At 66.8% G+C, this 21,845-nt stretch carries 20 protein-coding genes; 10 read left to right on the forward strand and 10 right to left on the reverse strand.

Annotated features, from left to right (window positions below; all coding sequences use genetic code 11):
* Nucleotides 1-109 precede the first annotated feature (109 nt).
* From FAZ69_RS26020 to FAZ69_RS26030, 3 genes are all read right to left on the reverse strand, one after another.
* Nucleotides 110-1,318, reverse strand: a complete 1,209-nt coding sequence (locus FAZ69_RS26020; protein WP_136897959.1) for a benzoate/H(+) symporter BenE family transporter — start codon at nucleotides 1,316-1,318, stop codon at nucleotides 110-112.
* 71 nt (nucleotides 1,319-1,389) lie between these two features.
* A complete protein-coding gene (locus tag FAZ69_RS26025) occupies nucleotides 1,390-2,565 on the reverse strand; it encodes a vWA domain-containing protein (RefSeq protein ID WP_136897960.1) in 1,176 nt (391 codons plus the stop codon).
* Between the two features lie 47 nt (nucleotides 2,566-2,612).
* The gene (locus FAZ69_RS26030; protein ID WP_136897961.1) at nucleotides 2,613-3,455 is read right to left on the reverse strand and encodes an AAA family ATPase; all 843 of its coding nucleotides are present in this window, start codon (nucleotides 3,453-3,455) and stop codon (nucleotides 2,613-2,615) included.
* A gap of 242 nt (nucleotides 3,456-3,697) precedes the next feature.
* On the opposite strand from FAZ69_RS26030, the gene FAZ69_RS26035 reads away from it, so the two are divergent.
* On the forward strand, nucleotides 3,698-4,066 hold the full coding sequence (locus FAZ69_RS26035; protein ID WP_136897962.1) for a c-type cytochrome: 369 nt from the start codon (nucleotides 3,698-3,700) through the stop codon (nucleotides 4,064-4,066).
* Nucleotides 4,067-4,166: 100 nt separating this feature from the next.
* On the forward strand, nucleotides 4,167-4,559 hold the full coding sequence (locus FAZ69_RS26040; protein ID WP_136897963.1) for a c-type cytochrome: 393 nt from the start codon (nucleotides 4,167-4,169) through the stop codon (nucleotides 4,557-4,559).
* A gap of 73 nt (nucleotides 4,560-4,632) precedes the next feature.
* Here FAZ69_RS26040 and FAZ69_RS26045 read toward each other — a convergent pair whose 3' ends face one another.
* Nucleotides 4,633-5,070 carry a DUF1841 family protein gene (locus FAZ69_RS26045; RefSeq protein ID WP_136897964.1) on the reverse strand — a complete coding sequence of 146 codons (438 nt, stop codon included), beginning with the start codon at nucleotides 5,068-5,070 and terminating at the stop codon, nucleotides 4,633-4,635.
* A gap of 165 nt (nucleotides 5,071-5,235) precedes the next feature.
* Between FAZ69_RS26045 and FAZ69_RS26050 the strand changes: the two genes are divergently transcribed.
* A complete protein-coding gene (locus FAZ69_RS26050; protein WP_136897965.1) occupies nucleotides 5,236-6,168 on the forward strand; it encodes a DMT family transporter in 933 nt (310 codons plus the stop codon).
* A gap of 61 nt (nucleotides 6,169-6,229) precedes the next feature.
* Here FAZ69_RS26050 and nth read toward each other — a convergent pair whose 3' ends face one another.
* Nucleotides 6,230-6,874 carry an endonuclease III gene (gene nth, locus FAZ69_RS26055; protein WP_136897966.1) on the reverse strand — a complete coding sequence of 215 codons (645 nt, stop codon included), beginning with the start codon at nucleotides 6,872-6,874 and terminating at the stop codon, nucleotides 6,230-6,232.
* 10 nt (nucleotides 6,875-6,884) lie between these two features.
* Nucleotides 6,885-7,745 (reverse strand): electron transport complex subunit RsxB, encoded by an 861-nt coding sequence (gene rsxB / locus FAZ69_RS26060; protein WP_136897967.1) that lies wholly within the window; start codon nucleotides 7,743-7,745, stop codon nucleotides 6,885-6,887.
* A 339-nt stretch (nucleotides 7,746-8,084) separates the two neighbouring features.
* Here rsxB and FAZ69_RS26065 point away from each other — a divergent pair, with 339 nt between their 5' ends.
* On the forward strand, nucleotides 8,085-8,717 hold the full coding sequence (locus FAZ69_RS26065) for a TetR/AcrR family transcriptional regulator (RefSeq protein WP_136897968.1): 633 nt from the start codon (nucleotides 8,085-8,087) through the stop codon (nucleotides 8,715-8,717).
* A 181-nt stretch (nucleotides 8,718-8,898) separates the two neighbouring features.
* Here the strand turns inward: FAZ69_RS26065 and FAZ69_RS26070 are convergent, their stop codons facing one another.
* Nucleotides 8,899-10,176, reverse strand: a complete 1,278-nt coding sequence (locus tag FAZ69_RS26070) for a polyhydroxyalkanoate depolymerase (RefSeq protein WP_136897969.1) — start codon at nucleotides 10,174-10,176, stop codon at nucleotides 8,899-8,901.
* Nucleotides 10,177-10,480: 304 nt separating this feature from the next.
* Entirely contained in the window at nucleotides 10,481-12,328 is a 1,848-nt protein-coding gene (locus tag FAZ69_RS26075) for a glycoside hydrolase family 15 protein (protein ID WP_136897970.1), read from the reverse strand.
* A gap of 260 nt (nucleotides 12,329-12,588) precedes the next feature.
* Here FAZ69_RS26075 and FAZ69_RS26080 point away from each other — a divergent pair, with 260 nt between their 5' ends.
* The 3 genes from FAZ69_RS26080 (at nucleotide 12,589) to FAZ69_RS26090 (ending at nucleotide 13,819) form a co-directional block, all read left to right on the forward strand.
* Nucleotides 12,589-12,837, forward strand: a complete 249-nt coding sequence (locus FAZ69_RS26080; protein ID WP_136897971.1) for a hypothetical protein — start codon at nucleotides 12,589-12,591, stop codon at nucleotides 12,835-12,837.
* A gap of 85 nt (nucleotides 12,838-12,922) precedes the next feature.
* Nucleotides 12,923-13,162 carry a hypothetical protein gene (locus FAZ69_RS34070; RefSeq protein ID WP_240702465.1) on the forward strand — a complete coding sequence of 80 codons (240 nt, stop codon included), beginning with the start codon at nucleotides 12,923-12,925 and terminating at the stop codon, nucleotides 13,160-13,162.
* Nucleotides 13,163-13,462: 300 nt separating this feature from the next.
* Nucleotides 13,463-13,819, forward strand: coding sequence for a BON domain-containing protein (locus tag FAZ69_RS26090; protein ID WP_136897972.1), 357 nt, complete (start codon nucleotides 13,463-13,465; stop codon nucleotides 13,817-13,819).
* Between the two features lie 120 nt (nucleotides 13,820-13,939).
* Here the strand turns inward: FAZ69_RS26090 and FAZ69_RS26095 are convergent, their stop codons facing one another.
* On the reverse strand, nucleotides 13,940-17,224 hold the full coding sequence (locus FAZ69_RS26095) for an FtsK/SpoIIIE family DNA translocase (RefSeq protein WP_136897973.1): 3,285 nt from the start codon (nucleotides 17,222-17,224) through the stop codon (nucleotides 13,940-13,942).
* A 196-nt stretch (nucleotides 17,225-17,420) separates the two neighbouring features.
* Nucleotides 17,421-17,960 (reverse strand): META domain-containing protein, encoded by a 540-nt coding sequence (locus tag FAZ69_RS26100; RefSeq protein ID WP_136897974.1) that lies wholly within the window; start codon nucleotides 17,958-17,960, stop codon nucleotides 17,421-17,423.
* 153 nt (nucleotides 17,961-18,113) lie between these two features.
* On the opposite strand from FAZ69_RS26100, the gene purT reads away from it, so the two are divergent.
* The 3 genes from purT to FAZ69_RS26115 all read left to right on the forward strand — a co-directional run bounded on the left by purT (nucleotide 18,114) and on the right by FAZ69_RS26115 (nucleotide 21,717).
* Nucleotides 18,114-19,328 carry a formate-dependent phosphoribosylglycinamide formyltransferase gene (purT, locus tag FAZ69_RS26105; protein ID WP_136897975.1) on the forward strand — a complete coding sequence of 405 codons (1,215 nt, stop codon included), beginning with the start codon at nucleotides 18,114-18,116 and terminating at the stop codon, nucleotides 19,326-19,328.
* Between the two features lie 28 nt (nucleotides 19,329-19,356).
* Nucleotides 19,357-19,728, forward strand: coding sequence for an MliC family protein (locus FAZ69_RS26110; RefSeq protein WP_136897976.1), 372 nt, complete (start codon nucleotides 19,357-19,359; stop codon nucleotides 19,726-19,728).
* Nucleotides 19,729-20,052: 324 nt separating this feature from the next.
* Nucleotides 20,053-21,717, forward strand: coding sequence for an acetolactate synthase large subunit (locus FAZ69_RS26115; protein ID WP_136897977.1), 1,665 nt, complete (start codon nucleotides 20,053-20,055; stop codon nucleotides 21,715-21,717).
* Nucleotides 21,718-21,845: the final 128 nt, after the last annotated feature.

Below are 21,845 nucleotides of genomic sequence, written 5' to 3' on the forward strand. Positions count from 1 at the left end.
CCAGGCGCGTTGGCGCGGTTGTCCAGAATGAAGGCGATCCGGCTATTTTATTGCGGATCGAATGACAGGGGTCTGACATATTTGTGAGCGACGCGCAGCCGGCGACGAGCTACCGGCGCCCCGCGTTCAGCACGATTTGCGTGACCACGCCCGCGACGAGCCCCCAGAACGCCGAGCCGACCGACAGCAGCGTCAGGCCCGAAGCCGTCACCATGAAGGTGACGAGCGCGGCCTCGCGCTGCTTCACGTCCTGCATCGCGTTCGTCAGGCCGCCCATGATCGAGCCGAACAGCGCGAGCGCCGCCACCGACACCACGAGCGCCTTCGGCAGCGCCGCGAAGAGCGCCGCGATGGTCGCGCCGAAAATGCCCGCGATCAGGTAGAAGACGCCGCACCAGAGCGCGGCCGTGTAGCGTTTCGAGCGGTCCTCGTGCGCCTCGGGGCCCGTGCAGATTGCCGCCGTAATTGCCGCAAGATTGATGCCGTGCGAGCCGAACGGCGCGAGCACGAGCGAGGCGAGGCCGGTCGTGGCGATCAGCGGCGCGGACGGCGTCGTGTAGCCGTCCGCGCGCAGCACGGCGATGCCCGGCACGTTCTGCGAGGCCATCGCGACGACGAAGAGCGGAATGCCGATGCTGATCGCCGCGGCGAGCGAGAAGCTCGGCATCGTGAAGACGGGCTTGGCGAGCGCGACGTGGAAATGGCTGAAGTCGAGCAGGCCGAGCGCGCCTGCGGCGGCCGTGCCGGCGACGAGCGTCGTCACGATCGCATAGCGCGGCGCCGCGCGCTTCACCACGAGGTAGACGGCGAACATGATCAGCACGAGCGTCGTCTGATACTGCGCGGCGCGAAAGATCTCGATGCCGATCTCGAACAGGATGCCTGCGAGCAGCGCGGCGGCGATGCCGGCGGGAATCTTCTTCATCAGCGTGTCGAACCAGCCCGTCAGGCCGACGACGGTAAGCAGCACCGCGCAGACGATGAACGCGCCGATCGCCTCCGGATAGGCGGCATGCGGCAGCGACGAGATGAGCAGCGCCGCGCCGGGCGTCGACCAGGCGATGACGATGGGTGCGCGATAGCGCAGCGAGAGGCCGATCGTCGTGAGCGCCATGCCGATCGACAGCGCCCAGATCCACGATGAAATCTGCGCGTCGGTGAGATGGGCGGCGCGGCCGGCCTGGAACATCAGCACGAGCGAGCTGGTGTAGCCCGTCATCATCGCGACGAAGCCGGCGACGATCGCATGCAGCGAGGTGTCGGCAAAAGGACGGAGGGCGGGGGAGGTAGGGAAATCGGGTGTCGAAGGCGGATTCATGCGGTCAGTGCAAAAGCGGGGCAGGGTTGCGCCCAAGGGAAATCGTCGTTGCGGTGGTTGAAAGTGAAAGGCTACTTGCTCAGCATGCGCATCGCGGTTTCGAGCCCGGCGAGCGTGATCGGATACATCCGTCCGCCGAGCAGCTGCCGGATCGCCGACACCGATTGCCGGTACTCCCAGAGCCCTTCCGGCTCCGGATTGAGCCATGCATGATGCGGGAACTGGTCGGCGAGGCGCCGCAGCCACACGGCGCCGGCCTCGGCATTGTTGTACTCGACCGAGCCGCCTGGCTGCAGCACTTCATAGGGGCTCATGGTCGCGTCGCCGACGAAGATCAGCTTGTAGTCGGGCGTGAACTTGTGCAGCACGTCCCAGGTCGGCGTGCGCTCGGCGTGGCGGCGGCGGTTGTTTTTCCAGAGGAAGTCGTAGACGCAGTTGTGGAAGTAGTAGAACTCGAGATGCTTGAACTCGGCCTTGGCCGCCGAGAACAGCTCCTCGGTGCGCTTGATGTGGTCGTCCATCGAGCCGCCCACGTCGAGCAGCATCAGCACCTTCACGTTGTTGTGCCGCTCGGGGACCATCTTGATGTCGAGCCAGCCCGCATTCGCGGCGGTGCTGCGGATCGTGCCGTCGAGATCGAGCTCTTCGGCCGCGCCCTCGCGCGCGAAGCGGCGAAGGCGCCGCAGCGCGACCTTGATGTTGCGCGTGCCGATCTCGACGTCGTCGTCGTAATCCTTGTAGGCGCGCGCTTCCCAGACTTTCACGGCGGTGCGGTGGCCGGCCGAGTCGCCGCCGATGCGGATGCCTTCAGGGTTGTAGCCGCCGTTGCCGAAGGGCGACGTGCCGCCCGTGCCGATCCACTTGCTGCCGCCTTCGTGGCGATCCTTCTGTTCGTCGAAGAGCTGCTTGAGGCGCTCCATCAGCTTGTCGAGACCGCCCATTGCTTCGATCTGCGCTTTCTCTTCGGGTGTGAACTCGCGTTCGAGCTTCTTCGCGAGCCAGTCGAGCGGCACGTCGAACGCGATCTGCGCGGCGTGCTCGACGCCACGGAAATACGCGCCGAACGCCTGGTCGAACTTGTCGAAGTACTGCTCGTCCTTCACGAGCGTCATGCGCGAGAGATAGTAGAACTCGTCGAGCGACGGCGCGATCACCTGCGCCTTGAGCGCTTCAATCAGCGTCAGGTACTCCTTGACCGAGACCGGCAGTTTCGCGGCGCGCAGCGAATAGAAGAAGTCGATCAGCATGCGGTTTCCTTCGCGGTGGCGCTTGGATGCGGTGCGTTATCCGCCGCCTAGCGGTTGTGGCGGTTCATGAAGATGAGCCGCTCGAACAGGGCCACGTCCTGCTCGTTCTTCAGGAGCGCGCCGGCGAGCGGCGGCACGATCTGCTTCTGGTCGGTCGAGCGCAGCGCCTCGGGCGGGATGTCCTCGGCGAGCAGCAGCTTGAGCCAGTCGAGCAGCTCCGAGGTCGACGGCTTCTTCTTCAGCCCCGACACGTTGCGCAATTCGAAGAAGCTCGTGAGCGCCGACGTGAGCAGCGCTTTCTTGATGCCGGGGTAGTGGACCTCGACGATTTGCTCCATCGTCGCCGGATCGGGGAACGTGATGTAGTGGAAGAAGCATCGGCGCAGGAAGGCGTCGGGCAGCTCCTTCTCGTTGTTCGACGTGATGATGACGAGCGGCCGGTGCTTCGCGCGCACGAGCTCGTGTGTCTCGTAGACGTAGAACTCCATGCGGTCGAGCTCGCGCAGCAGGTCGTTCGGGAACTCGATGTCGGCCTTGTCGATTTCGTCGATCAACAGCACCGTTTGCTGCTCGGATTCGAACGCCTGCCAGAGCACGCCCTTGACGATGTAGTTGGCGATGTCCTTCACGCGCTCGTCGCCGAGCTGCGAATCGCGCAGGCGCGACACCGCGTCGTATTCGTAGAGGCCTTGCTGCGCCTTCGTCGTCGACTTGATGTGCCATTGCAGGAGCGGCATGCCGAGCGCCGCCGCGACCTCCTCGGCGAGCATGGTTTTGCCCGTGCCGGGCTCGCCTTTGATGAGGAGCGGCCGCTTGAGCGTCATCGCGGCGTTGACCGCGAGCTTGAGGTCGTCGGTGGCGACGTATTGCGAGGAACCTTCGAAGCGCATGTCGGACGCTCTTTCAAAAAATTCCAGTATAAGTCAGAAGCCCTGTTGTCTCTTTTATGGGCGGCGTATCGTGTCGGACCCGGTGGCAGGCCCGCCGCGAGGCGCTGGTGCGGCTCTGCGGCTTGTGGACGCACCGCGCGGCGTCGCGGTACAATTGGGCCGATTTTTTTGGCCTGCGTGGCAACCCTATAAGTAGAACGGCGCGGCGCGCCTGATTCCCCTTAAGCTAGGTTACAAGAGCTATGAACAAACTCGTCGGCAAACACGTCGTGATCGCAGCGCTGGTGGCGCTCGCGGGCTTCGCGGTGAGCGCGCAGGCGGCCGATGTCGTTGGCAACGCGAAGGCGGGCCGAGGCAAGGTCGCGATGTGCATCGGCTGCCACGGCATCCCCGGCTATCGCACGGCGTTCCCGGAGGTCTACCGGGTGCCGGTCCTCGGCGGCCAGAACCAGCAATACCTCGAAAACGCGCTGCACGCCTACAAGAAGGGCGATCGCCACTTCGAAACGATGCACGCGATCACGGTCTCGCTCTCGGATCAGGACATCGCCGATATCGCGGCTTACTACGCGGCGCAGACGCCCACCTCGAAAGACAATCCCGACAAGTGATGCGATGACGGCGGCCCGGTTGCCCAGGCAGCCGTCCATGCCATCGAAGCCGCATTCGACCCATCACTGAGCCATCACATTTCGCGGGATAGGAGAATTCATGAACAAGCCTAACCAGGCCCATCGCACGGTACGCACGATGTTCAAGGCTGCGAGCGCAGCGGCGGCGCTCGGCGCGCTCGCCGCGTTCAACCCGGCCTTCGCCGCCGACGCCGACAACGGCAAGGTGCTCGCCGAAGCGCACAACTGCGCGGCGTGCCACGGCGTGAACTTGAACAAGCCGGTGAGCCCGGAGTATCCGAAGCTCGCGGGCCAGCACTCGGACTATATCTTCTTTGCGCTGCGCCAGTACCAGATGGGCACGGCCAATCCGCGCTTCGGCCGCAACAACGCGATCATGGCGGCGCAGGTGCAAAGCCTGTCGCAGAGCGACATGAAGGACATCGCCGCCTATATCGAATCGCTCAGGGGCGATCTGGTCGAGAAGAAGTAAGGCGCCGCCGTCGAACAATGAAACACCCCGCCTCGAGCGGGGTGTTTCATTTTGTGCGGGATGCCGGAAGGGATCAGTCGCGTGACGCACGCCGCTCGATGCGGGCCAGATAGGCGTCCGAGTCGGGCGGCGTGTTGCTGCGCTGGGCTTCCCAGATCGTCTCGCCGAGACACTCCATGATCGCGTGCTGCGCGTCGTGCGTCGAGCCGAGTCGCACCGCCAGCCGTTCATGCGCGGCGCGGATGCCGGGCGGCTGGTCGATCGACAGCTGCTCGCTGATCGCGAGGTGCATCGACAGGTGCAGGAACGGATTGGTCTGGCCGCGCTCGGGCGAATAGTCGGCAGCGGCCGCCGAGCCTTCCGTATCCGCCAGGGCGTCGTGGTATTCGGGGTGCTCGACGATCCAGTCGGCGGCGATCGCCTCCAGCGGCGTGAGAATGTCGCCGGCGCGCTGCTTGCGCCAGGTGTCGATGAAAAAGCGTCGGACTTCGTCGCGGCTCGGGTTGAACATCGTGTGGGGCTGTCTTTGTTGGGTGCGGACTTCTGCCGCATGGGCAGTCCGCCATTTTACGCTGCGCGGCGTTCGGACGCTGGAGGCGGGTTGGCGCGCGAGCTGGCTTGTTGAGCGCCGCAGCACCCGGCTAGAATCGCGCCGTTGCGAAACCTGCGTTCAATCATGACTTCCCGCCCGCATTCCCGCGCCGATATCGTGCGCGGCGCCGCTTTCGTCGCGCTGTCGGCGATTGCCTTCGGAGCAATGGCGATTTTCGGCCGCTACGCCTACGCCGGCGGGGCAGACGTGCTCGGCCTGCTTACCCTGCGCTTCGCGATTGCCGGGGCCGTGCTGACGCTCATCGCGGCGAGGCGCGGCGTCGTCTGGCCGCGCGTCAGGGCGGTCTGGCCGATCGTCGGCATGGGCGGGATCGGCTATGTCGGGCAGTCGCTGTGCTACTTCACGGCGCTTCAGCATGCCGAAGCCAGCCTCGTTGCGCTCTTGCTGTATCTCTATCCGGCGTTCGTCACGCTGCTTGCGGCATGGTGGCTCGGGGAACGCTTGACCAAGGTGAAGGTGGCCGCGCTCGTGCTGTGCGTGAGCGGGTCGGCGGTGATGGTCGGCGGTGGCCACGGCGATTCGCTCGGGATCGCGCTCGCGCTGGCCGCTGCGGTGATCTATTCGCTCTATATCGTGATCGGCGCGCGCTTTACACGCAGCGTCGATCCGCTCGCGACGTCGGCCATCGTCTGCGTGTCGTCCGCGCTCGTGCTGGCGGTGATGTGCGCGGCGCGCGCGTCGAGCGGCGCCGCGCCGCATGTGCCGGCGACCTCGGCCGGCTGGGCCGCTGCGCTCGCGATCGCGCTGGTTTCGACCGTCGCCGCGCTGCTGTGCTTCTTCGCCGGCCTCGAGCGGCTGGGCGCGGCGCGCACCTCGATGCTCTCGACGCTCGAGCCGGTGGTGACCGTCGCGCTCGCCGCGATCACGCTCGGCGAAGCCTTGACGCCGCTGCAGTGGGCGGGCGGCGCCGCGATCCTCGCGGCGGTGCTGTGGCTCGTGCGAGCCGGCGGCGGCGCGCACGACGAGGAGGCGGTGGCGCTCGAGGCGAATCAATAGCGGCCGCACATCCTCAATCGCTCGTTCGAGCGAATCCGCGCCGCGGATGGCGCAGCGCGGCTCACATCTCCGGCGGCGGCGTCTTCGGCTTGAACTCGCAGAGCGGCTCGATCACGCAATGCCAGCACTCGGGCCGCCGCGCCTTGCACACGTAGCGCCCATGCAAAATCAGCCAGTGGTGCGCGTCGTGGCGGAATTCGGCGGGCGTGAATTTCTCCAGCGCTGCTTCGACCGCGCGCACGTCCTTGCCGGGCGCGAGGCCTGTGCGGTTCGCGACGCGGAAGATGTGCGTGTCGACGGCGATCGTTGGCTGGCCGAATGCCGTGTTGAGCACGACGTTCGCCGTCTTGCGGCCGACCCCCGGCAGGCTCTCCAGCGCCTCGCGATCGGCTGGCACTTCGCCGCCGTGCTGGTCGAGCAGGATGCGGCAGGTTGCGACCACGTTCTTCGCCTTGGTCCGGTAGAGCCCGATTGTCTTGATGTAATCAGCGACGCCGGCTTCGCCGAGTTCCCAGACTTTCTGCGGCGTGTTGGCGACCGGGAACATCCGGCGCATCGCCTTGTTCACGGAGACGTCGGTGGCCTGCGCCGACAGCATCACCGCGATCAGCAATTCGAATGGCGTCGCGTATTCGAGCTCGGTGGTCGGATGCGGGTTGAGGCTTTGCAGCGTCTCGTAGATCGCGCGGCGTTTGTTCGCGTTCATGCGGTCGGGGTCAGGGCTTCTTGGTGGCGTCGTGGGAAGGGGCGGCTGCGGGCGGATTGGCGCCGCCTTCACCCGCCGGCGCGATGCCGAGCCGGCGGCGGCGCGCTTCGGCCGCGTCGATCTGGGCCTGCACGTCGGCGCTGACCGTATCGACATTCTTCGGCCCCTGGCCCTGTGCCGCTAATTCTTCCTTTTTCTTGCGCGCGCGTTCGAGGGCGGCTTGGATGATGGCCTGCTTCTTGGCTTGCGCGTCGTCAGGGGCTGGCGCGGTCGATGCAGTGGGGGCAGCGGCGCTGGGGCCTTCGGGCGCGGCGGGGTGGCTCGCTGCCCGGCGCGCCGCCGCGCGCGCTTCGGCGGCTTCGCGCTCGCGCGCGAGGCGCGCCATGCGGCGGTCGTGCCGCTCGCGCGCGGTGTCGGCCTGCGCTTGCGTCCAGGCGTCCCAGCCGGTCGCCGCGCCCGTCATCGGCACCATCGCGATGCAGTCGACGGGGCAGGGCGCGACGCACAGGTCGCAGCCCGTGCACAGCTCCGCGACGATCGTATGCATTTGCTTCGGGGCCCCGACGATCGCATCGACCGGACATGCCTGCATACAGAGTGTACAGCCGATGCAAAGTTGCTCGTCGATGACGGCAAGCGGTCTCGGCCGTTCGGCGCCGTTGGCGGGGTTGAGGGCCACCGCGGGCTTGCCGAGCAGCGCGGCCAGCCGCGCCAAGCCTTCCGCTCCGCCGGGCGGGCACTGGTTGTAGCCGGCCTCGCCGGCGGCGATGGCCTCGGCGTAGGGGCGGCAGCCCGCATAGCCGCACTTCGTGCATTGCGTCTGGGGGAGCAGATCTTCGATGCGGTCTGCGAGGGTTCGGGGATCGGTCACGGTGAGGACATCGGGGCGGCCGGCGGTGCGGGCCGCTCTCTCTTGTAGTCTTGCTCGCGGCTCGCGCGGCAAACGCGCTTGCAACTTGGAGGCGGCGCCCGGCTCGCGCCTTGGTCTGCCGGGCTCGGCGCGTGCCGCGCAGAATTAGCCAAAGGCTGCATTATCGCCGATTTCCCCGATTGCCATTGACAATCCATGTGCCATAATCGAAGCGCTTTTTCGCATGACCGCAGGAGGGAGTCCCCCAATCACGGCGCGAGCGTCAGAGACAGCCGGTGCATGGCATGGAGGACCGGCGGCGCGCTTCCGGTAACGCGGTTCAAGAAGCAATATGCCACCATGAATCAGCCGAAAATCAAAAGAGATCCTGAAGGCACACGGCGCCGAATCCTGCTTGCGGCGGCCGAGGAGTTTGCAAATGGTGGGTTGTTCGGCGCGCGCGTCGACCAGATCGCCCGCCGTGCGGAGACGAACGAACGCATGCTCTATTACTACTTCGGTAGCAAGGAGCAGCTTTTCACGGCAGTGCTCGAATACGTGTTCGGCGCGCTCACGGAAGCCGAACGGGCGCTCGACTTGAACGGCATCGCGCCGGTCGAAGCGATCACTCGGCTTGCTCACTTCGTTTGGGACTACTATCGCGACCATCCCGATCTGCTGCGGCTCGTGAACAACGAAAACCTGCACGAGGCGCGCTACATTCACAAGTCGACGCGCATCCGCGAGATGATCTCGCCAATCGTGGCAACGCTCTCGTCCATCCTCGAACGCGGCCAGCGCGCCGGGCTCTTTCGCGCGAATGTCGACCCGCTGCGCTTCTACGTGGTGCTCTCGGGGCTCGGCTACTACATCGTGTCGAACCGTTTCACGCTCGAGGCGACGCTGGGACGCGACTTCAGCGCGCCCGCCGAGCGCAGCGAGGTCGTGCAGATGAACACCGAGCTGCTGCTGGCCTACCTGATGCGGCGCTGAGGCGCGCCGCTTTGCCGAGTCGAATTTCGCTTTTGGGCTTGACCTGATTCACGCATGCACGGGTTGCCGGTGGCGCGCGCATGCGTGCAGGCACCGCAAATGCAAAGGGCGCATCGCGAACGACGCGCCCCCTTCATGGCCTTCCTTGCAGAAGCCAGCAGGCCGGAGCCCGCCATCGACCTTACGCTTCGACGGCCGCGCGCTCGGTCTTCGACTCCTTGTTGTGCGCGAGGATGAAGTCGCGCAACTGCGGATAGATGATGGTGCGCCAGCGGCGCCCGGAGAAGATCCCGTAGTGGCCGCACTTCTCGGCCGTGAAGTGGCGCTTGTTCTTGGCGGGAATGCCCGTGCACAGATCGTGGGCGGCGCGCGTCTGGCCGCTGCCGGAGATGTCGTCGAGCTCGCCTTCGATCGTGAAGAGCGCCGTCTTCTTGATGTCCTGCGGGCGCACCGGTTCGCCTTCGATCACCCACGTGCCTTCCGCGAGCCGGAACTCCTGGAACACGATGCGGATGGTGTCGAGGTAGTACTCGGCGGCCATGTCGAGCACGGCGTTGTATTCGTCGTAGAAGCGGCGGTGTGCTTCGGCATCCTCTTCATCGCCGCGCAGCAGGCTTTGATAGAAGTCCCAGTGCGACGCGGCGTGCCGTTCCGGATTCATCGCGACGAAGCCCGTGTGCTGCAGGAAGCCCGGGTAGACGTGGCGGCCGACGCCCGGATAATTCGCCGGCACGATATGGATCACGTTGTTTTCGAACCACTCGTACGAGTGCTGGACGGCGAGCGAGTTGACCGACGTCGGGCTGCGGCGTGCGTCGATCGGGCCGCCCATCATCGTCATCGTGCGCGGGGTATCTTCGCCGCGGCTCGCCAGGAGCGAGATTGCCGCGAGCACCGGCACCGTCGGCTGGCACACCGAGATCACATGCAGGTTCTTCGCGCCGATATGGCGGATGAATTCCTGGATGTAGGCGACGTAGTCGTTGAGATGGAAGTCGCCGTTCTCGAGCGGCACCATGCGCGCATCGATCCAGTCGGTGATGTAGACCTTGTGGTCCTGCAGCAGCGTGGTGACGGTATCGCGCAGCAGCGTGGAGTGGTGGCCCGACAGCGGGGCGCAGACGAGCACGACGGGCTCGTCCTTGAGCTGCGAAACGGCGCCGCTGTCGTCGGCGAAGCGCTTGAAGCGCAGCAGGCGGCAAAACGGCTTTTCGATGATCGTCTGCTCGACGATCGGGATGTTGTGCCCGTCCTTGACGATCTGATGAATGTTGAATTCGGGCTTTTCGTAATCCTTGCCGAGCCGGTACAGCAGTTCGTAGGCGGCCGACAGGCGCGTGGCGCCGGGCACGTAGGCAAGCGGACTCGCCGGATTGGCAAACGACTTCGACGCAGCCTGAGCCCAGGCGGTCATCGGGCTCAGCAACGCGCGTTGGAATTCGTGAAACTGGTAAAGCATGGTGGGAAGCTCCCGCGTGTGGGAACGGTTCACGTGGGGCGGCGCGTGGCGTCGCGGCGTACCGTGTTAGCTGATTGTTTCAGGCCGGTCAAACGAGTCGATGATATAGGGAAAAACCTGGTTGTGCAATGCAGCAATTTCGAGATTTCCGGAAGGATTTTCCCGTACTTAAGAACCCTCTGTTCTTGCCGAGAGGCACGTTTACAGTTTCCTTGCGGCGCGGCAGAAACCGGCGGAAATACCACTCCGGCCCCCTTGTTCTGCATCAATCGAGCCAGTCTTGCCGGCCGGCCGAGCGGGGCGCCTAGCCGCGGCCTTCCGCCGCGGACGCATCCCGCGCGCCGTCCTGCGCCGGGTGGCCGGTCGCGCGCGTCATCTCCTGCTCGTGGCGCATCAGGTTCAAGCCCGTGTGCACGAGCGCCACGTGCGAGAACGCTTGCGGGAAGTTGCCGACGAGCCGCTGCGTGGCCGGGTCGTATTCCTCGGATAAAAGCCCGACGTCGTTGGCGAGCGACAACAAGCGTTCGAAGAGCGCGTGGGCATCGGCAAGACGTCCTTGCAGCGCGAGGTTGTCGACCAGCCAGAAGCTGCAGGCGAGGAAGGTGCCTTCGCCGGGCGGCAGGCCGTCGTCGACGTCGCCCGTGTGGTAGCGCAGGACGAGGCCTTCGCGCATCAGGTTCTGCTCGATTGCGGCGACCGTGCCGCCGATGCGCGGATCGGCTGGCGGCAGGAAACCGAGCAGCGGCATCAGCAAGGTGGACGCATCGAGATTGTCGCTGCCGTACGCCTGGGCGAATGCGTTCAGCTTCGGGTTCCAGGCCCTGGCGCAGACGTCGGCGTGAATCCGCTCGCGCAGCGCGCGCCAGCGCTCGAGGGGCGCCGGCAAGCCGAACTTCTCCGCCGAGCGGATCGCGCGGTCGAACGCCACCCACGCCATGACCTTCGAGAACGTGAAGTGCTGGCGCCCGCCGCGCACCTCCCAGATGCCCTCGTCGGGCTGCTCCCAGATGGTCTCGAGATGGTCGAGCATCGCGCACTGCACCGACCACACGGTCTCGTCGGTCTGCAAGCCGCCGACACGCGCAAGATGCAGCGCATTCATCACTTCGCCATACACGTCGAGCTGGAGCTGGCCGACGGCGTTGTTGCCGATGCGCACCGGCTTCGCGCCTTGGTAGCCGGGAAGCCAGTCGATCTCCGATTCGGGCAGGCGCCGCTCGCCGGCCAACCCATACATGATCTGCACCTGCGACGGCGAGCCCGCCATCACGCGGCCGAGCCACGCGCGCCAGGCGCGCGCCTCGTCGTAGTAGCCGCCGCGCATCAGCGCGAGCAGCGTGATCGTCGCGTCGCGCAGCCAGCAGTAGCGGTAGTCCCAATTGCGCGTGCCGCCCAAGTGCTCGGGCAGCGAGGTGGTCGGCGCCGCGACGATGCCGCCCGTGGGCTCATAGGCAAGCGCCTTCAGCGTAATCAGCGAGCGGCGGATCGGCTCGGCGTAGCGGCCCGTCACCACGCAGCGCGAGGACCAGTCGCGCCAATGGTTCTCGGTGCGGGCGAGCGACGTGTGCGGATCGCGTGCGGGCGGCAGGCGCAAATGCGAGGGTGCGTAGGCGAGCGTGAAGGGCACGCGCTCGCCCTCGGACACGGTGAACTCGGCGACCGTGCACATGTTCTCGCCGCGCAATTCCACGGGCGTGCGCAGCACGACGGTGTCGGGTCCGACGATCGCCTTGATGCCGTTGTCTTTCGACAGCTGGCTCACCCACGGCACCGAGAAGCCATAGTCGAAGCGCAGCACCAGCTCCATCCGCATACGCACGGCGCCGCGCTTGCCGATCACGATGCGCCCGAGCTCCGACCAGCCGTTGCCGGGCGGCATGAAGTCGACGACGGTGACGGCGCCGTCGGCCGTTTCGTAGTCGGTTTCGAGGATTAGCGTCTCGCCGCGGTAGCGGCGCGTGATCTTCGGTGCGGTGTGCGTCTGCGGCGCGAGCAGCCAGCGGCCGTGCTGGGGTGTGCCGAGCAGCGCGGCGAAGCACGCGCCGGAGTCGAAGCGCGGCCAGCAGAGCCAGTCGACCGAGCCGTCACGGGAGATCAGCGCGGCGGTGTGGCCGTCGCCGACGAGCGCGTAATCCTCAATGAGTGCGGGCATAGGCAAGGAGCGGGTAAAAAGTGCGGAGAAGTGCCGAAGCGTACAGGCGTGCGGCAAGAAATGGTCAAACTAAATGGTCAAAGGAAGTGGAATCGCGGCAACTAACGTAAATAGCCGCACAAAGACCACGTCTTTCGTTGCCACGGCCGAGCGGGCGTCGCTACAATCGAATCTCGAAATCAATCAGGCCCGCGCGGCATGTGTCGCAGCCCCGGCCGTTCACACGCTCGTGTATTGCACCCTTTGCGAGGATAGCCCCCATGCTGAGTCCGTCGAAAGTCGATTGCATCACGATTCTCTCCGCCGCCAGCGAGCTTGGCGACGACACGTTCCTGCCGCTCGTGCACGACCGGCTAGGCCTCTCGCGCAACGGCCTCGAAACCGCTGCGGCGTTCCTCGTGGAGCGCGCATGCTTCAAGCGCCACCGCCTCGAAGACGACGGACATTATGCGGTGGGCGGTCTTTCGCTGCAGGGCAGGCTGCGCCTCGACCAATTGGTCAACGGCTGACGTTCGTCACAGGTGGTCCGGCGTCGCAGCCGCTCGCTGCGGCGCGACCCAGGGCGCTTGAGATCTCTGCCTGACCGGATGCCGCTTGCATATCGACGGCGATGGCGGCGAAAGCCGCGCGACGCTCAACGCCGACTCGTGGGGCGCCCGCGCCGGCAGGCACTGGACCGACGAAAACGGCAACGAGGACATCCTGTTCGCCTTCGTGTTTCGCGATTCGCACGATCATCCCGAGCCGATCGGCGGCTATGCGCGCCAGTGGTATATGCCGCCCGTGCCGCTTGCCCTGCCAGCAGGGCAAGCGCGGCTTGGGCGGCGGGGATGAATCACCTAGAATCAAAATCGCCTGGCCTAGACCGTCTCCCGGTACGCATTGCCGTGTGCGGAAAGGCAGAGGGGTATATGGCGTGAACACAGGGAAAGTACGGAGTGCGCATTTTCCGCGGGGGAGTGTTGTGGCACTTTACAACACGAGTTTGGCGAAAGCGGTATAGACTCCGACACCGCAACCTTTGAAGAATTGTTGCAACCAGTAAGAGCAGGCAAGTTCGTCCAGCGGTCCCTTGTGGTTTCTGGGCGGCCTCCCTCGGGAAGCGTCGCCGATTACGAAAAAAGGAGAATATGAATGAAGGCTATCAAGGCAATCAAGCTTGCAGGTGGTGCGTTGATCGTAGCGTTTTCCGTGAGCGCGTTTGCTCAGGCGAGCGACACGGGTATGGCTTCGGCGCCGGCCATGTCGGCTGCACAGCCGTCGGGTAAGCAGGCTGACCGCGCATTGAGCAAGACGGTGCGCAAGGCGCTGGCCAAGGCTAAGGGCGTGTCGGCTGCTGGCATCGTGGTGCGTGCGAAGAGCGGCGCGGTCACGCTGGAAGGCACCGTTCCCGACCAGTCGCAGATCGACAAGGCGACCCAGGTCGCTCAGGGCGTTGCGGGCGTGAGCTCGGTCAAGAACGCGCTGACCGTGAAGGAAGAGGGTCAGTAAGCCTACCTGCGGTATCGACCGGAGTTAGCGCTTTGGCGCTTACTCCGGTCCCATGCCCCGCGATCATGCTGGGGCCTCGCGTTTGCCATACCCCCGCACTGCCGTTCCTCCCCGTTCCGCTTATTCCGCCGGCCCCGGCGCCAGCACTTCCCGGCTGCCGTTGATGCCCATCGACGACACCAGTCCCGCCGCCTCCATCTGTTCGACGAGCCGCGCCGCGCGGTTGTAGCCGATGCGCAACTGACGCTGCACCGCCGAGATCGACGCGCGCCGCGTGCGCACGACGAACGCCACGGCTTCGTCGTAGAGCGGGTCGGCCTCCGGATCGGGCGCATCGCCGAACAGGTCCTGGGCGGCGCCTTCGCTCGCCGGGCCGTCGAGGATGCCTTCCTCATATTGCGGCTCGCCGAACTGCTTCAGGTACTCGACGATCCGATGCACTTCCTCGTCCGCGACGAACGCGCCATGCACGCGCTGCGGGTAGCCGGTGCCGGGCGGCAGGAACAGCATGTCGCCCTGGCCGAGCAGCGACTCGGCGCCCATCTGGTCGAGGATCGTGCGCGAGTCGATCTTCGACGACACTTGGAAGGCCACCCGCGTCGGAATGTTGGCCTTGATGAGGCCCGTGATCACGTCGACGGAGGGACGCTGTGTCGCCAGGATCAGATGGATGCCAGCCGCGCGCGCCTTCTGCGCGAGCCGCGCGATCAACTCCTCGATCTTCTTGCCGGCGACCATCATCAGGTCGGCGAGCTCGTCGATCACGACGACGATGAGCGGCAGCGTCGACAGCGGCTCAGGCGCCTCGGGCGTGAGCGAGAACGGATTCGTCAGCTTTTTCTCCGCGCGCTCGGCGTCGCGCACCTTCTGGTTGAAGCTCGCGAGATTGCGCACGCCGACGGCCGACATCAGCTTGTAGCGCTTCTCCATCTCGCCGACGCACCAGTTGAGCGCGTTCGCGGCGAGCTTCATGTCGGTGACGACCGGCGCGAGCAGGTGCGGGATGCCTTCGTAGACCGAGAGCTCGAGCATCTTCGGGTCGATCATGATGAGGCGCACGTCCTCGGGCGTCGCCTTGTAGAGCAGCGACACGATCATCGCGTTGATCGCGACCGACTTGCCCGAGCCGGTCGTGCCGGCGACCAGCATGTGCGGCGCCTTCGCGAGATCGGTGACGATCGGATGGCCGATGATGTCCTTGCCCATCACGAGCGTGAGCTGCGAGGCGGAGTTCTGATAGGCGCTCGATTCGAGGATCTCCGAGAGCCGGATCATCTGCCGCTTGGCATTCGGTAATTCGAGACCCATGCAGGTCTTGCCGGGGATCGTTTCGACGACGCGAATCGACGTGAGGCCGAGCCCGCGCGAGAGGTCCTTCATGAGGCCGACGATCTGGCTGCCGCGCACGCCGAGCGCCGGCTCGACTTCGAAGCGCGTGATGACGGGGCCTGCCGACGCGCCGACTACCGTCACCGGCACCTTGAATTCCTGCAGGCGCTGCTCGATCAGTTGGCCGGTTTCGGCGAGGCGTTCGTCGGGGATCGGCTCGATGTCGGGGGAGGCGCGTTCGAGCAGGTCCAGCGTCGGCAATTCGACCGAGGAGGCGCGCGGCGCGTGGAATTCGAATTCGGTCGGCGCGTGCCCGCGCAGGGCAGCGCGTGAGGTTGGCGGCTGCTGCGGCTCGGCTGGTTCCCCAGGGGCGGGTTCGGCGACCGGAGGCGAGGCCGGCGCGGGTTGCGAGGCCGCGTCCGCGGCCGGAGCGGCGGCGCTTTCGTTTGGCGGCGACGGGTCTTGTTGCGTCGGCATCGCGGGCGCGGAGGCGGGCGATACCGGTGCTGCCGCCGACGCCGACGCGGACGCGAGGCCTGGGCGCAGCAGCGAATCAAAAGTGATCGACGTTGCCCATCGCGGCTCCGGCGGCTGTTGGGCGGGCTGGTGGCCGGGCGCCGCTTCAGCGGTTGCCGCGTCGTGCGCCGCTGCGAGAGCGCTGTTCGATGCCGACGCCAGGGCCGGTCCAGCCGGTTCCGCCAGTTCAACGGAGGCTTCGTCCGGTTGTGCAAACGCCGCCTCGCTCTCGACAGCATCGGCGGCCTGCGCAACCGCTTCAACGCGCGGCGCAACTTCAGGCGCTTCGGCTGGAAGGTCCGCTTCGGACGCGAGTTGCGCTTGCGGTTGCGGTTGCAATTCGGCTTCGTGGGAGGATTCTGCCTGAGCATCGGCCTGGATTGCCGATTGCGCTGGTGTCTCTGCGATCGTCGAGGGTTGGATGTCCGCAGCCGGCTCTTTCACTGCGGCCTCGGCTTCGGGCGTGGTGGCGGGCTCTGTGTGCTGCGTAAGCGCCGGGTCCGCCGTCTCGGCCATCGCACCGCCGCGACGAGCGAGGCTTGCACCCGCTATCGTCGTCCAGCGCGCGGCGTTTTCCTCGATCGTGCGCAGCGTCTCTTGCACGCTGGCAGGCGGCGCGGACGGCGCCGCCTTCGGGTCGCCCAGTTGGTTTTGCGTGCCGGCGGGATAGGGGCGGGGCGGCGTGCGCGGCGTCGCGGGCGCCGGGCGAGCCGCGCCTGTCGAACGCGGCGGGGCGTAGCGCCGGGGCGCGCCGGCGGTTTTCGATGCCGCGGGCGTGCCCGGGGCAGTTCGCGTGACGGGCGCATTGCCGGGCGCGCGCGGCGCACTCGTTGCCGCCGCGCGGCTGCCGATCAGTGCATCGGCGCCGCCGCGAGCGGTTGCCGCTGCGCCCGGCGCCGGCGCGGCGGCATCGCGCAGCCAGTCGGCAGGCGCGACGGGTTCGACCGGTATCCAGGACGACGGCTTGCCGGTTGGCTCGTTTCCAACCGCTTCCGCTTGCGCCGCGCTTGCCGCAGCCCCACCACCCACGCCGCGCGAGACGGCGGGGGGGCGCCAGACCGTCGGGCGCGCGTAGCGGCCCGTCTGCTTCGGGGCCATCGGATTCACGCTCGCGACAGACGCGCCCGGCGTCTCGGCGGCGCGCCGGCCGCGCGGCTCGGCATCGCGCTTTTCGCGCTTCGATTCTCCGCCGAGCGGCAGACCGAGCCCGAAGGCGGCGTTGGCCCAGCGCGCGACGCCGCTCCAGCGAAAGCCGATGAGCCACGGCATGCTCACGAACAGCAGCGCGAGCATCAGGAGCGGCGTGCCGATACGGCCGAACAGACGGCCAAAGCCCGCGGCGAGCGCGTGGCCGAGCCCGTCGGTCACGCTCGGCGCGAGCGTCGCCTCGAGCGTGCAGCTCGCGATCAGCACGCACACGAAGCCGAGCCACAGGCGAATCGTGCCGGGGCCGCGCAGCCCGCTGCCGCCCGGCAGCGCGGACTTCGCCAGTCGCCAGAAAAGAGGGAGGAACCAGACGGCGGAGACGCCGAACCAGCCGAGAACTACCGTATGCAGCATGCTAGAGCCAGGGACTGACGAAGGATGGGAGCGCGTTTCTCGCGCAACCCGTCGAGTTTAACCGGTGATGCGGGGCGCTTCTAAGACAGGGACGGGCACGCCGGGTGCCGGAAAGAGGCGCGCGAGGCGTTGCGCCGCGTCGCGCACGGAAAGCGGCGGCGCACGCTTGGGCTGCGCCCCGCAAGGCGCGCGGCGATCATTGGCCGCCAGGATGCGAAAAAATCAGCGTGGCGCCGTCGCCGAGCGCGATTTGCAACTGCTGCGGCGGCTTCATCTGCACGCCGGATTTGGCGACGTGCGCGAGCGCATCGAGATACGCGCTCTCGAGATCCGCAGCCGCTGCCGGGCACGCCTTCTTCGTGCTCGCGAGCGGGCCGAACGACAAGCCGCCGTTCTTCAGCACGTAGCCGCCCGTATAGCGGTTGCAGCCCGCAAAGCCGCTCACGCGGCGCTGGCCGTCGGCGGTGGAGAAGTCGAGCGTGAGCGCGCCGCCGCCCGCCTGTGGGACGGCGCGCGTGCTGCCGTCGGCGTTTTTCCACTCGACCAGCTCCCAGCGCGTGTCGTCGAGCAGTTGCGTTGCGGCGGGGTTGAAGGGATCGCTCGGCGGCGCGGACGAATCGGGGTGCTTCGGCATCGCGCACGCAGCGACGAGCGTGGCGACGGTCAACGCGCTCATCGACATCCTCGCGAGCGCAAAAGCCGTGGCGCGTCGCGGCGCGGTTGACTGATTCGGCATGGCCTCTTTCCTCTTCAAGCTGGCGAAGGCGTAAGGGTAACGCACTCTGCCGCGTCTGCGGCGTGAGTCTGCGCATCGCGGGTGCGTGGCGATGGCGGAGTGTTAACATCGCGCATTCTCCGCTTCTTCTTTATCGATACCTCGGGAACTCTCATGCAGATCGGTCAACGCATCGGCACGCCGCTGTCGAAATCGGCCACTCGCGTCATGCTGCTCGGCGCCGGCGAACTGGGCAAGGAAGTCATCATCGCGCTGCAGCGGCTCGGCGTCGAAGTGATCGCTGTCGATCGCTATGCGCATGCGCCGGGCCATCAGGTTGCGCATCGCGCGCACGTCATCGACATGACGGACCGCAACGCGCTCATCGAGCTCGTCAAGGCGGAAGAGCCGCACCTGATCGTGCCGGAGATCGAGGCGATCGCCACCGGCGCGCTCGCCGAGATCGAAGCCGCCGGCCTCGCCGAGGTGATCCCGACCGCGCGCGCGACGCAGCTCACGATGAACCGCGAAGGCATCCGGCGCCTTGCCGCCGAGGAGCTCGGCCTCGCGACCTCGCCCTATGCGTTCGCGCAGTCGCTCGACGAGCTGAAGGCCGCGATCGCGACGATCGGCTATCCGTGCGTCGTGAAGCCGGTGATGTCGTCCTCGGGCAAGGGGCAGTCCGTGTTGAAGAGCGCCGCCGACGTCGAGCCCGCGTGGCAGTACGCGATGGCGGGCGGGCGCGTGAATCACGGCCGTGTGATCGTCGAGGGCTTCATCGACTTCGACTACGAGATCACGCAACTGACCGTGCGCGCGATCGATCCCGCGAGCGGCGCCACCGAGACGCACTTCTGCGAGCCGGTCGGCCACGTGCAGGTCGCGGGCGACTATGTCGAGTCGTGGCAGCCGCAGCCGATGAGCGCGCTCGCGCTCGAGCGCTCGCGCGAGATCGCGCACAAGGTGACGCAGGCGCTCGGCGGGCGCGGCCTGTTCGGCGTCGAGCTGTTCGTGAAGGGCGACGAAGTGTGGTTCTCGGAAGTGAGCCCGCGTCCGCACGACACGGGGCTCGTCACGCTCGCTTCGCAGCGCTTTTCCGAGTTCGAGCTGCACGCGCGCGCGATTCTCGGCCTGCCGGTGGATACCTCGCTGCGCGCGCCGGGCGCGTCGGCGGTGATCTACGGCGGGCTCGACGAAGCGGGCATCGCGTTCGAGGGCGTGCGCGAGGCCCTCGCGGTGCCGGGCGTGGACCTGCGTCTGTTCGGCAAACCGGAGAGCTTCAAGAAGCGCCGCATGGGCGTGGCGCTCGCGACGGGCGAGGATATCGAAGCGGCGCGCGAGCGCGCCAAGGCCGCGGCGGCCAAGGTGCGGCCGGTTTCGGCCGGTTGAGGGCCTGCGCGGGATGGAGGAACGGCAAATGAAATCATCGATCCTCGCACGCTGCGCCGCCGCGGCTGCGCTTTTCGCGGGCGCGGCCGTGTCTGCCTCGGCGGCCTCGCTCACCTTCGCCGACATTCCGGCCGCCAAGCGCCAGAGCTCGACCTATACCTGCTCGGGCGGCAAGACGCTGAAGGTGTCGTACTGGAACACGGCCAACGGGCAGAGCTTCGCGCTCGTGCCCGTGAACGGCCGGCTGCTCCTGTTCGTCAACACGCTCGCGGCGTCCGGCGCGAAGTATCAGGCCGACCGCTACACGTGGTGGACCAAGGGCCCGCGCGCCGATCTCTACGACGCGGCGGCGGGCGAGAACGCCACGCCGATTCTCGCCGGCTGCGTCACGCTGCGCTGAGGCTGCCGTTCGCGCGGGGCGCATGCCCAGCCAGGGGGCTCGCTTCCCCTTGCGCACTTCACTGCGCGTCCTGTCCCGATCCCCTAGAATCAAATTTCGCGTCGCGGTTTCAGGCCGGGTCCCGGCCAGTCGCCGGCGCGCTCCTTTCTATCGATGGGCCCTGAACGGCCAGCGTGCGTTGCCTCGCGGCGCACGCGCGGCGCCTTGGGTCCCCGGCTGCGGCCGGCGGACCAGCGCGGCGTCGAAGGCTCGTTGCCCGGTCCGCCCGCGCGCGGCGTCGATCCCCATGCGCCGCGCGCTTCATGCCCCTAAGCGAGGCTGCTCATGAAAGCATCGGATCTTTTCGTCAAGGCGCTGGAAGCCGAGAACGTCGAGTACGTGTTCGGGATTCCGGGCGAAGAAAACCTCGATCTCCTCGAATCGCTGCGCCGTTCCCGGATCAAGCTCGTGCTGACGCGCCACGAGCAGGCTGCGGGCTTCATGGCCGCGACCTACGGGCGCCTGACCGGCCGCACCGGCGTGTGCCTCTCGACGCTCGGCCCCGGCGCCACCAACTTCGTCACCGCAGCCGCCTATGCGCAGCTCGGCGGCATGCCGATGCTGATGGTCACGGGGCAGAAGCCGATCAAATCGAGCAAGCAGGGCCACTTCCAGATCGTCGACGTCGTGCGGATGATGGAGCCGCTGACGAAATACACGCGGCAGATCGTGTCGATCGGCAACATCCCGGCGTCCGTGCGCGAGGCATTCCGGCGCGCCGAGGAGGAGCGCCCCGGGGCCGTGCACCTCGAGCTGCCCGAGGACGTCGCCCACGAGGAGGGCGACGGCAAGCCGATTCCGAAGAGCTACAGCCGCCGCCCGGTCGCCGAGGAAAAGGCGGTGGCGCGCGCGGTCGAGGCGATCATCGCCGCCAAGCGGCCGCTGCTGATGGTGGGCGCGGGCGGCAACCGCAAGACGACGCGCGACATGCTCGGCGAATTCGTCGACCAGATCGGCATCCCGTTCTTCACGACGCAGATGGGCAAGGGCGTCATCGACGAATCGCATCCGCTGTGGCTCGGCAACGCGACGCTCTCCGATGGCGACTTCGTCCACCGCGCAATCGAGCAGGCCGACTGCATCATCAATGTCGGCCACGACGTGATCGAAAAGCCGCCGTTCTTCATGCGCGGCGCCGATGCGGGCGAAAAGACCGTGATTCATGTGAACTTTCTCGGCGCGCAGGTCGATCCGGTGTATTTCCCGCAGATCGAGGTGGTCGGCGACATCGCCAACGCGGTCTGGCAGATGAAGGAGAGCCTGCGCGGCAAGCGCGAGACGGCGCGCTGGGACTTCTCGCGCTTCATGGAAATCAAGGCGCATTTCGACGCGCATCTCGCCCGCGGGCAGGACGACGCGCGCTTCCCGCTCTATCCGGTGCGGATCGTCAACGACGTGCAGGCGATGACGCCCGAGGACGGCATCATTTGTCTGGACAACGGCATGTACAAGATCTGGTTCGCGCGCTACTACCGCGCGCACGAGCAGAATTCGCTCCTGCTCGACAACGCGCTCGCGTCGATGGGCGCGGGGCTGCCGTCGGCGATCGCAACCAAGATCGTGCATCCCGAGCGCAAGGTGATGGCCGTCTGCGGCGACGGCGGCTTCATGATGAATTCGCAGGAGCTGGAGACGGCGGTGCGCCTGAAGCTCGATCTCGTGATCCTGGTCCTGCGCGACGACGCCTTTGGGATGATCCGCTGGAAGCAGGAAAACATGAATTTCCCCGACTACGGCATGACGCTTGCGAACCCCGACTTCGTCGCTTACGCGCAGAGCTACGGCGCGCACGGGCACCGGGTCGAGTCGGCCGACGCGTTCGCGCCGCTCGTGCGCCAATGCTTCGAGACGCCTGGCGTGCACCTGATCGACGTGCCGATCGACTACTCGGACAACGAGCGGGTGCTGAACCGCGAGATCCAGCGCCTGAGCGCCGCTTTGACGTTTTGATGCACGCCGCCCCAGGCTAAGCGCTGAAGCGCTAAGCCTGATCGACCGCTGCGGGCTTGGATTAAGCGCTGAAGCGCTAACTCCAGGCAACCACAGCATGGGACCAGAGTAAGCGCTAAAGCGCTAAG

The organism is Trinickia terrae (genome assembly GCF_005144415.1).
Taxonomy (GTDB): Bacteria; Pseudomonadota; Gammaproteobacteria; order Burkholderiales; family Burkholderiaceae; genus Trinickia_A; species Trinickia_A terrae.

Bases quoted from the DNA above. Each gene is read 5' to 3' on its own strand.
- FAZ69_RS26080 (WP_136897971.1), top strand. From the start codon at position 12,589: ATGCTGAGTCCGTCGAAAGTCGATTGCATCACGATTCTCTCCGCCGCC.
- FAZ69_RS26070 (WP_136897969.1), bottom strand. From the start codon at position 10,176: ATGCTTTACCAGTTTCACGAATTCCAACGCGCGTTGCTGAGCCCGATG.
- FAZ69_RS26095 (WP_136897973.1), bottom strand. From the start codon at position 17,224: ATGCTGCATACGGTAGTTCTCGGCTGGTTCGGCGTCTCCGCCGTCTGG.
- FAZ69_RS26110 (WP_136897976.1), top strand. From the start codon at position 19,357: ATGAAATCATCGATCCTCGCACGCTGCGCCGCCGCGGCTGCGCTTTTC.
- FAZ69_RS26090 (WP_136897972.1), top strand. From the start codon at position 13,463: ATGAAGGCTATCAAGGCAATCAAGCTTGCAGGTGGTGCGTTGATCGTA.
- purT (WP_136897975.1), top strand. From the start codon at position 18,114: ATGCAGATCGGTCAACGCATCGGCACGCCGCTGTCGAAATCGGCCACT.
- FAZ69_RS26045 (WP_136897964.1), bottom strand. From the start codon at position 5,070: ATGTTCAACCCGAGCCGCGACGAAGTCCGACGCTTTTTCATCGACACC.
- FAZ69_RS26050 (WP_136897965.1), top strand. From the start codon at position 5,236: ATGACTTCCCGCCCGCATTCCCGCGCCGATATCGTGCGCGGCGCCGCT.
- FAZ69_RS26035 (WP_136897962.1), top strand. From the start codon at position 3,698: ATGAACAAACTCGTCGGCAAACACGTCGTGATCGCAGCGCTGGTGGCG.
- nth (WP_136897966.1), bottom strand. From the start codon at position 6,874: ATGAACGCGAACAAACGCCGCGCGATCTACGAGACGCTGCAAAGCCTC.
- FAZ69_RS26025 (WP_136897960.1), bottom strand. From the start codon at position 2,565: ATGCTGATCGACTTCTTCTATTCGCTGCGCGCCGCGAAACTGCCGGTC.
- FAZ69_RS26020 (WP_136897959.1), bottom strand. From the start codon at position 1,318: ATGAATCCGCCTTCGACACCCGATTTCCCTACCTCCCCCGCCCTCCGT.
- FAZ69_RS26075 (WP_136897970.1), bottom strand. From the start codon at position 12,328: ATGCCCGCACTCATTGAGGATTACGCGCTCGTCGGCGACGGCCACACC.
- FAZ69_RS26115 (WP_136897977.1), top strand. From the start codon at position 20,053: ATGAAAGCATCGGATCTTTTCGTCAAGGCGCTGGAAGCCGAGAACGTC.
- FAZ69_RS26040 (WP_136897963.1), top strand. From the start codon at position 4,167: ATGAACAAGCCTAACCAGGCCCATCGCACGGTACGCACGATGTTCAAG.
- FAZ69_RS26065 (WP_136897968.1), top strand. From the start codon at position 8,085: ATGAATCAGCCGAAAATCAAAAGAGATCCTGAAGGCACACGGCGCCGA.
- FAZ69_RS26030 (WP_136897961.1), bottom strand. From the start codon at position 3,455: ATGCGCTTCGAAGGTTCCTCGCAATACGTCGCCACCGACGACCTCAAG.
- FAZ69_RS26100 (WP_136897974.1), bottom strand. From the start codon at position 17,960: ATGCCGAATCAGTCAACCGCGCCGCGACGCGCCACGGCTTTTGCGCTC.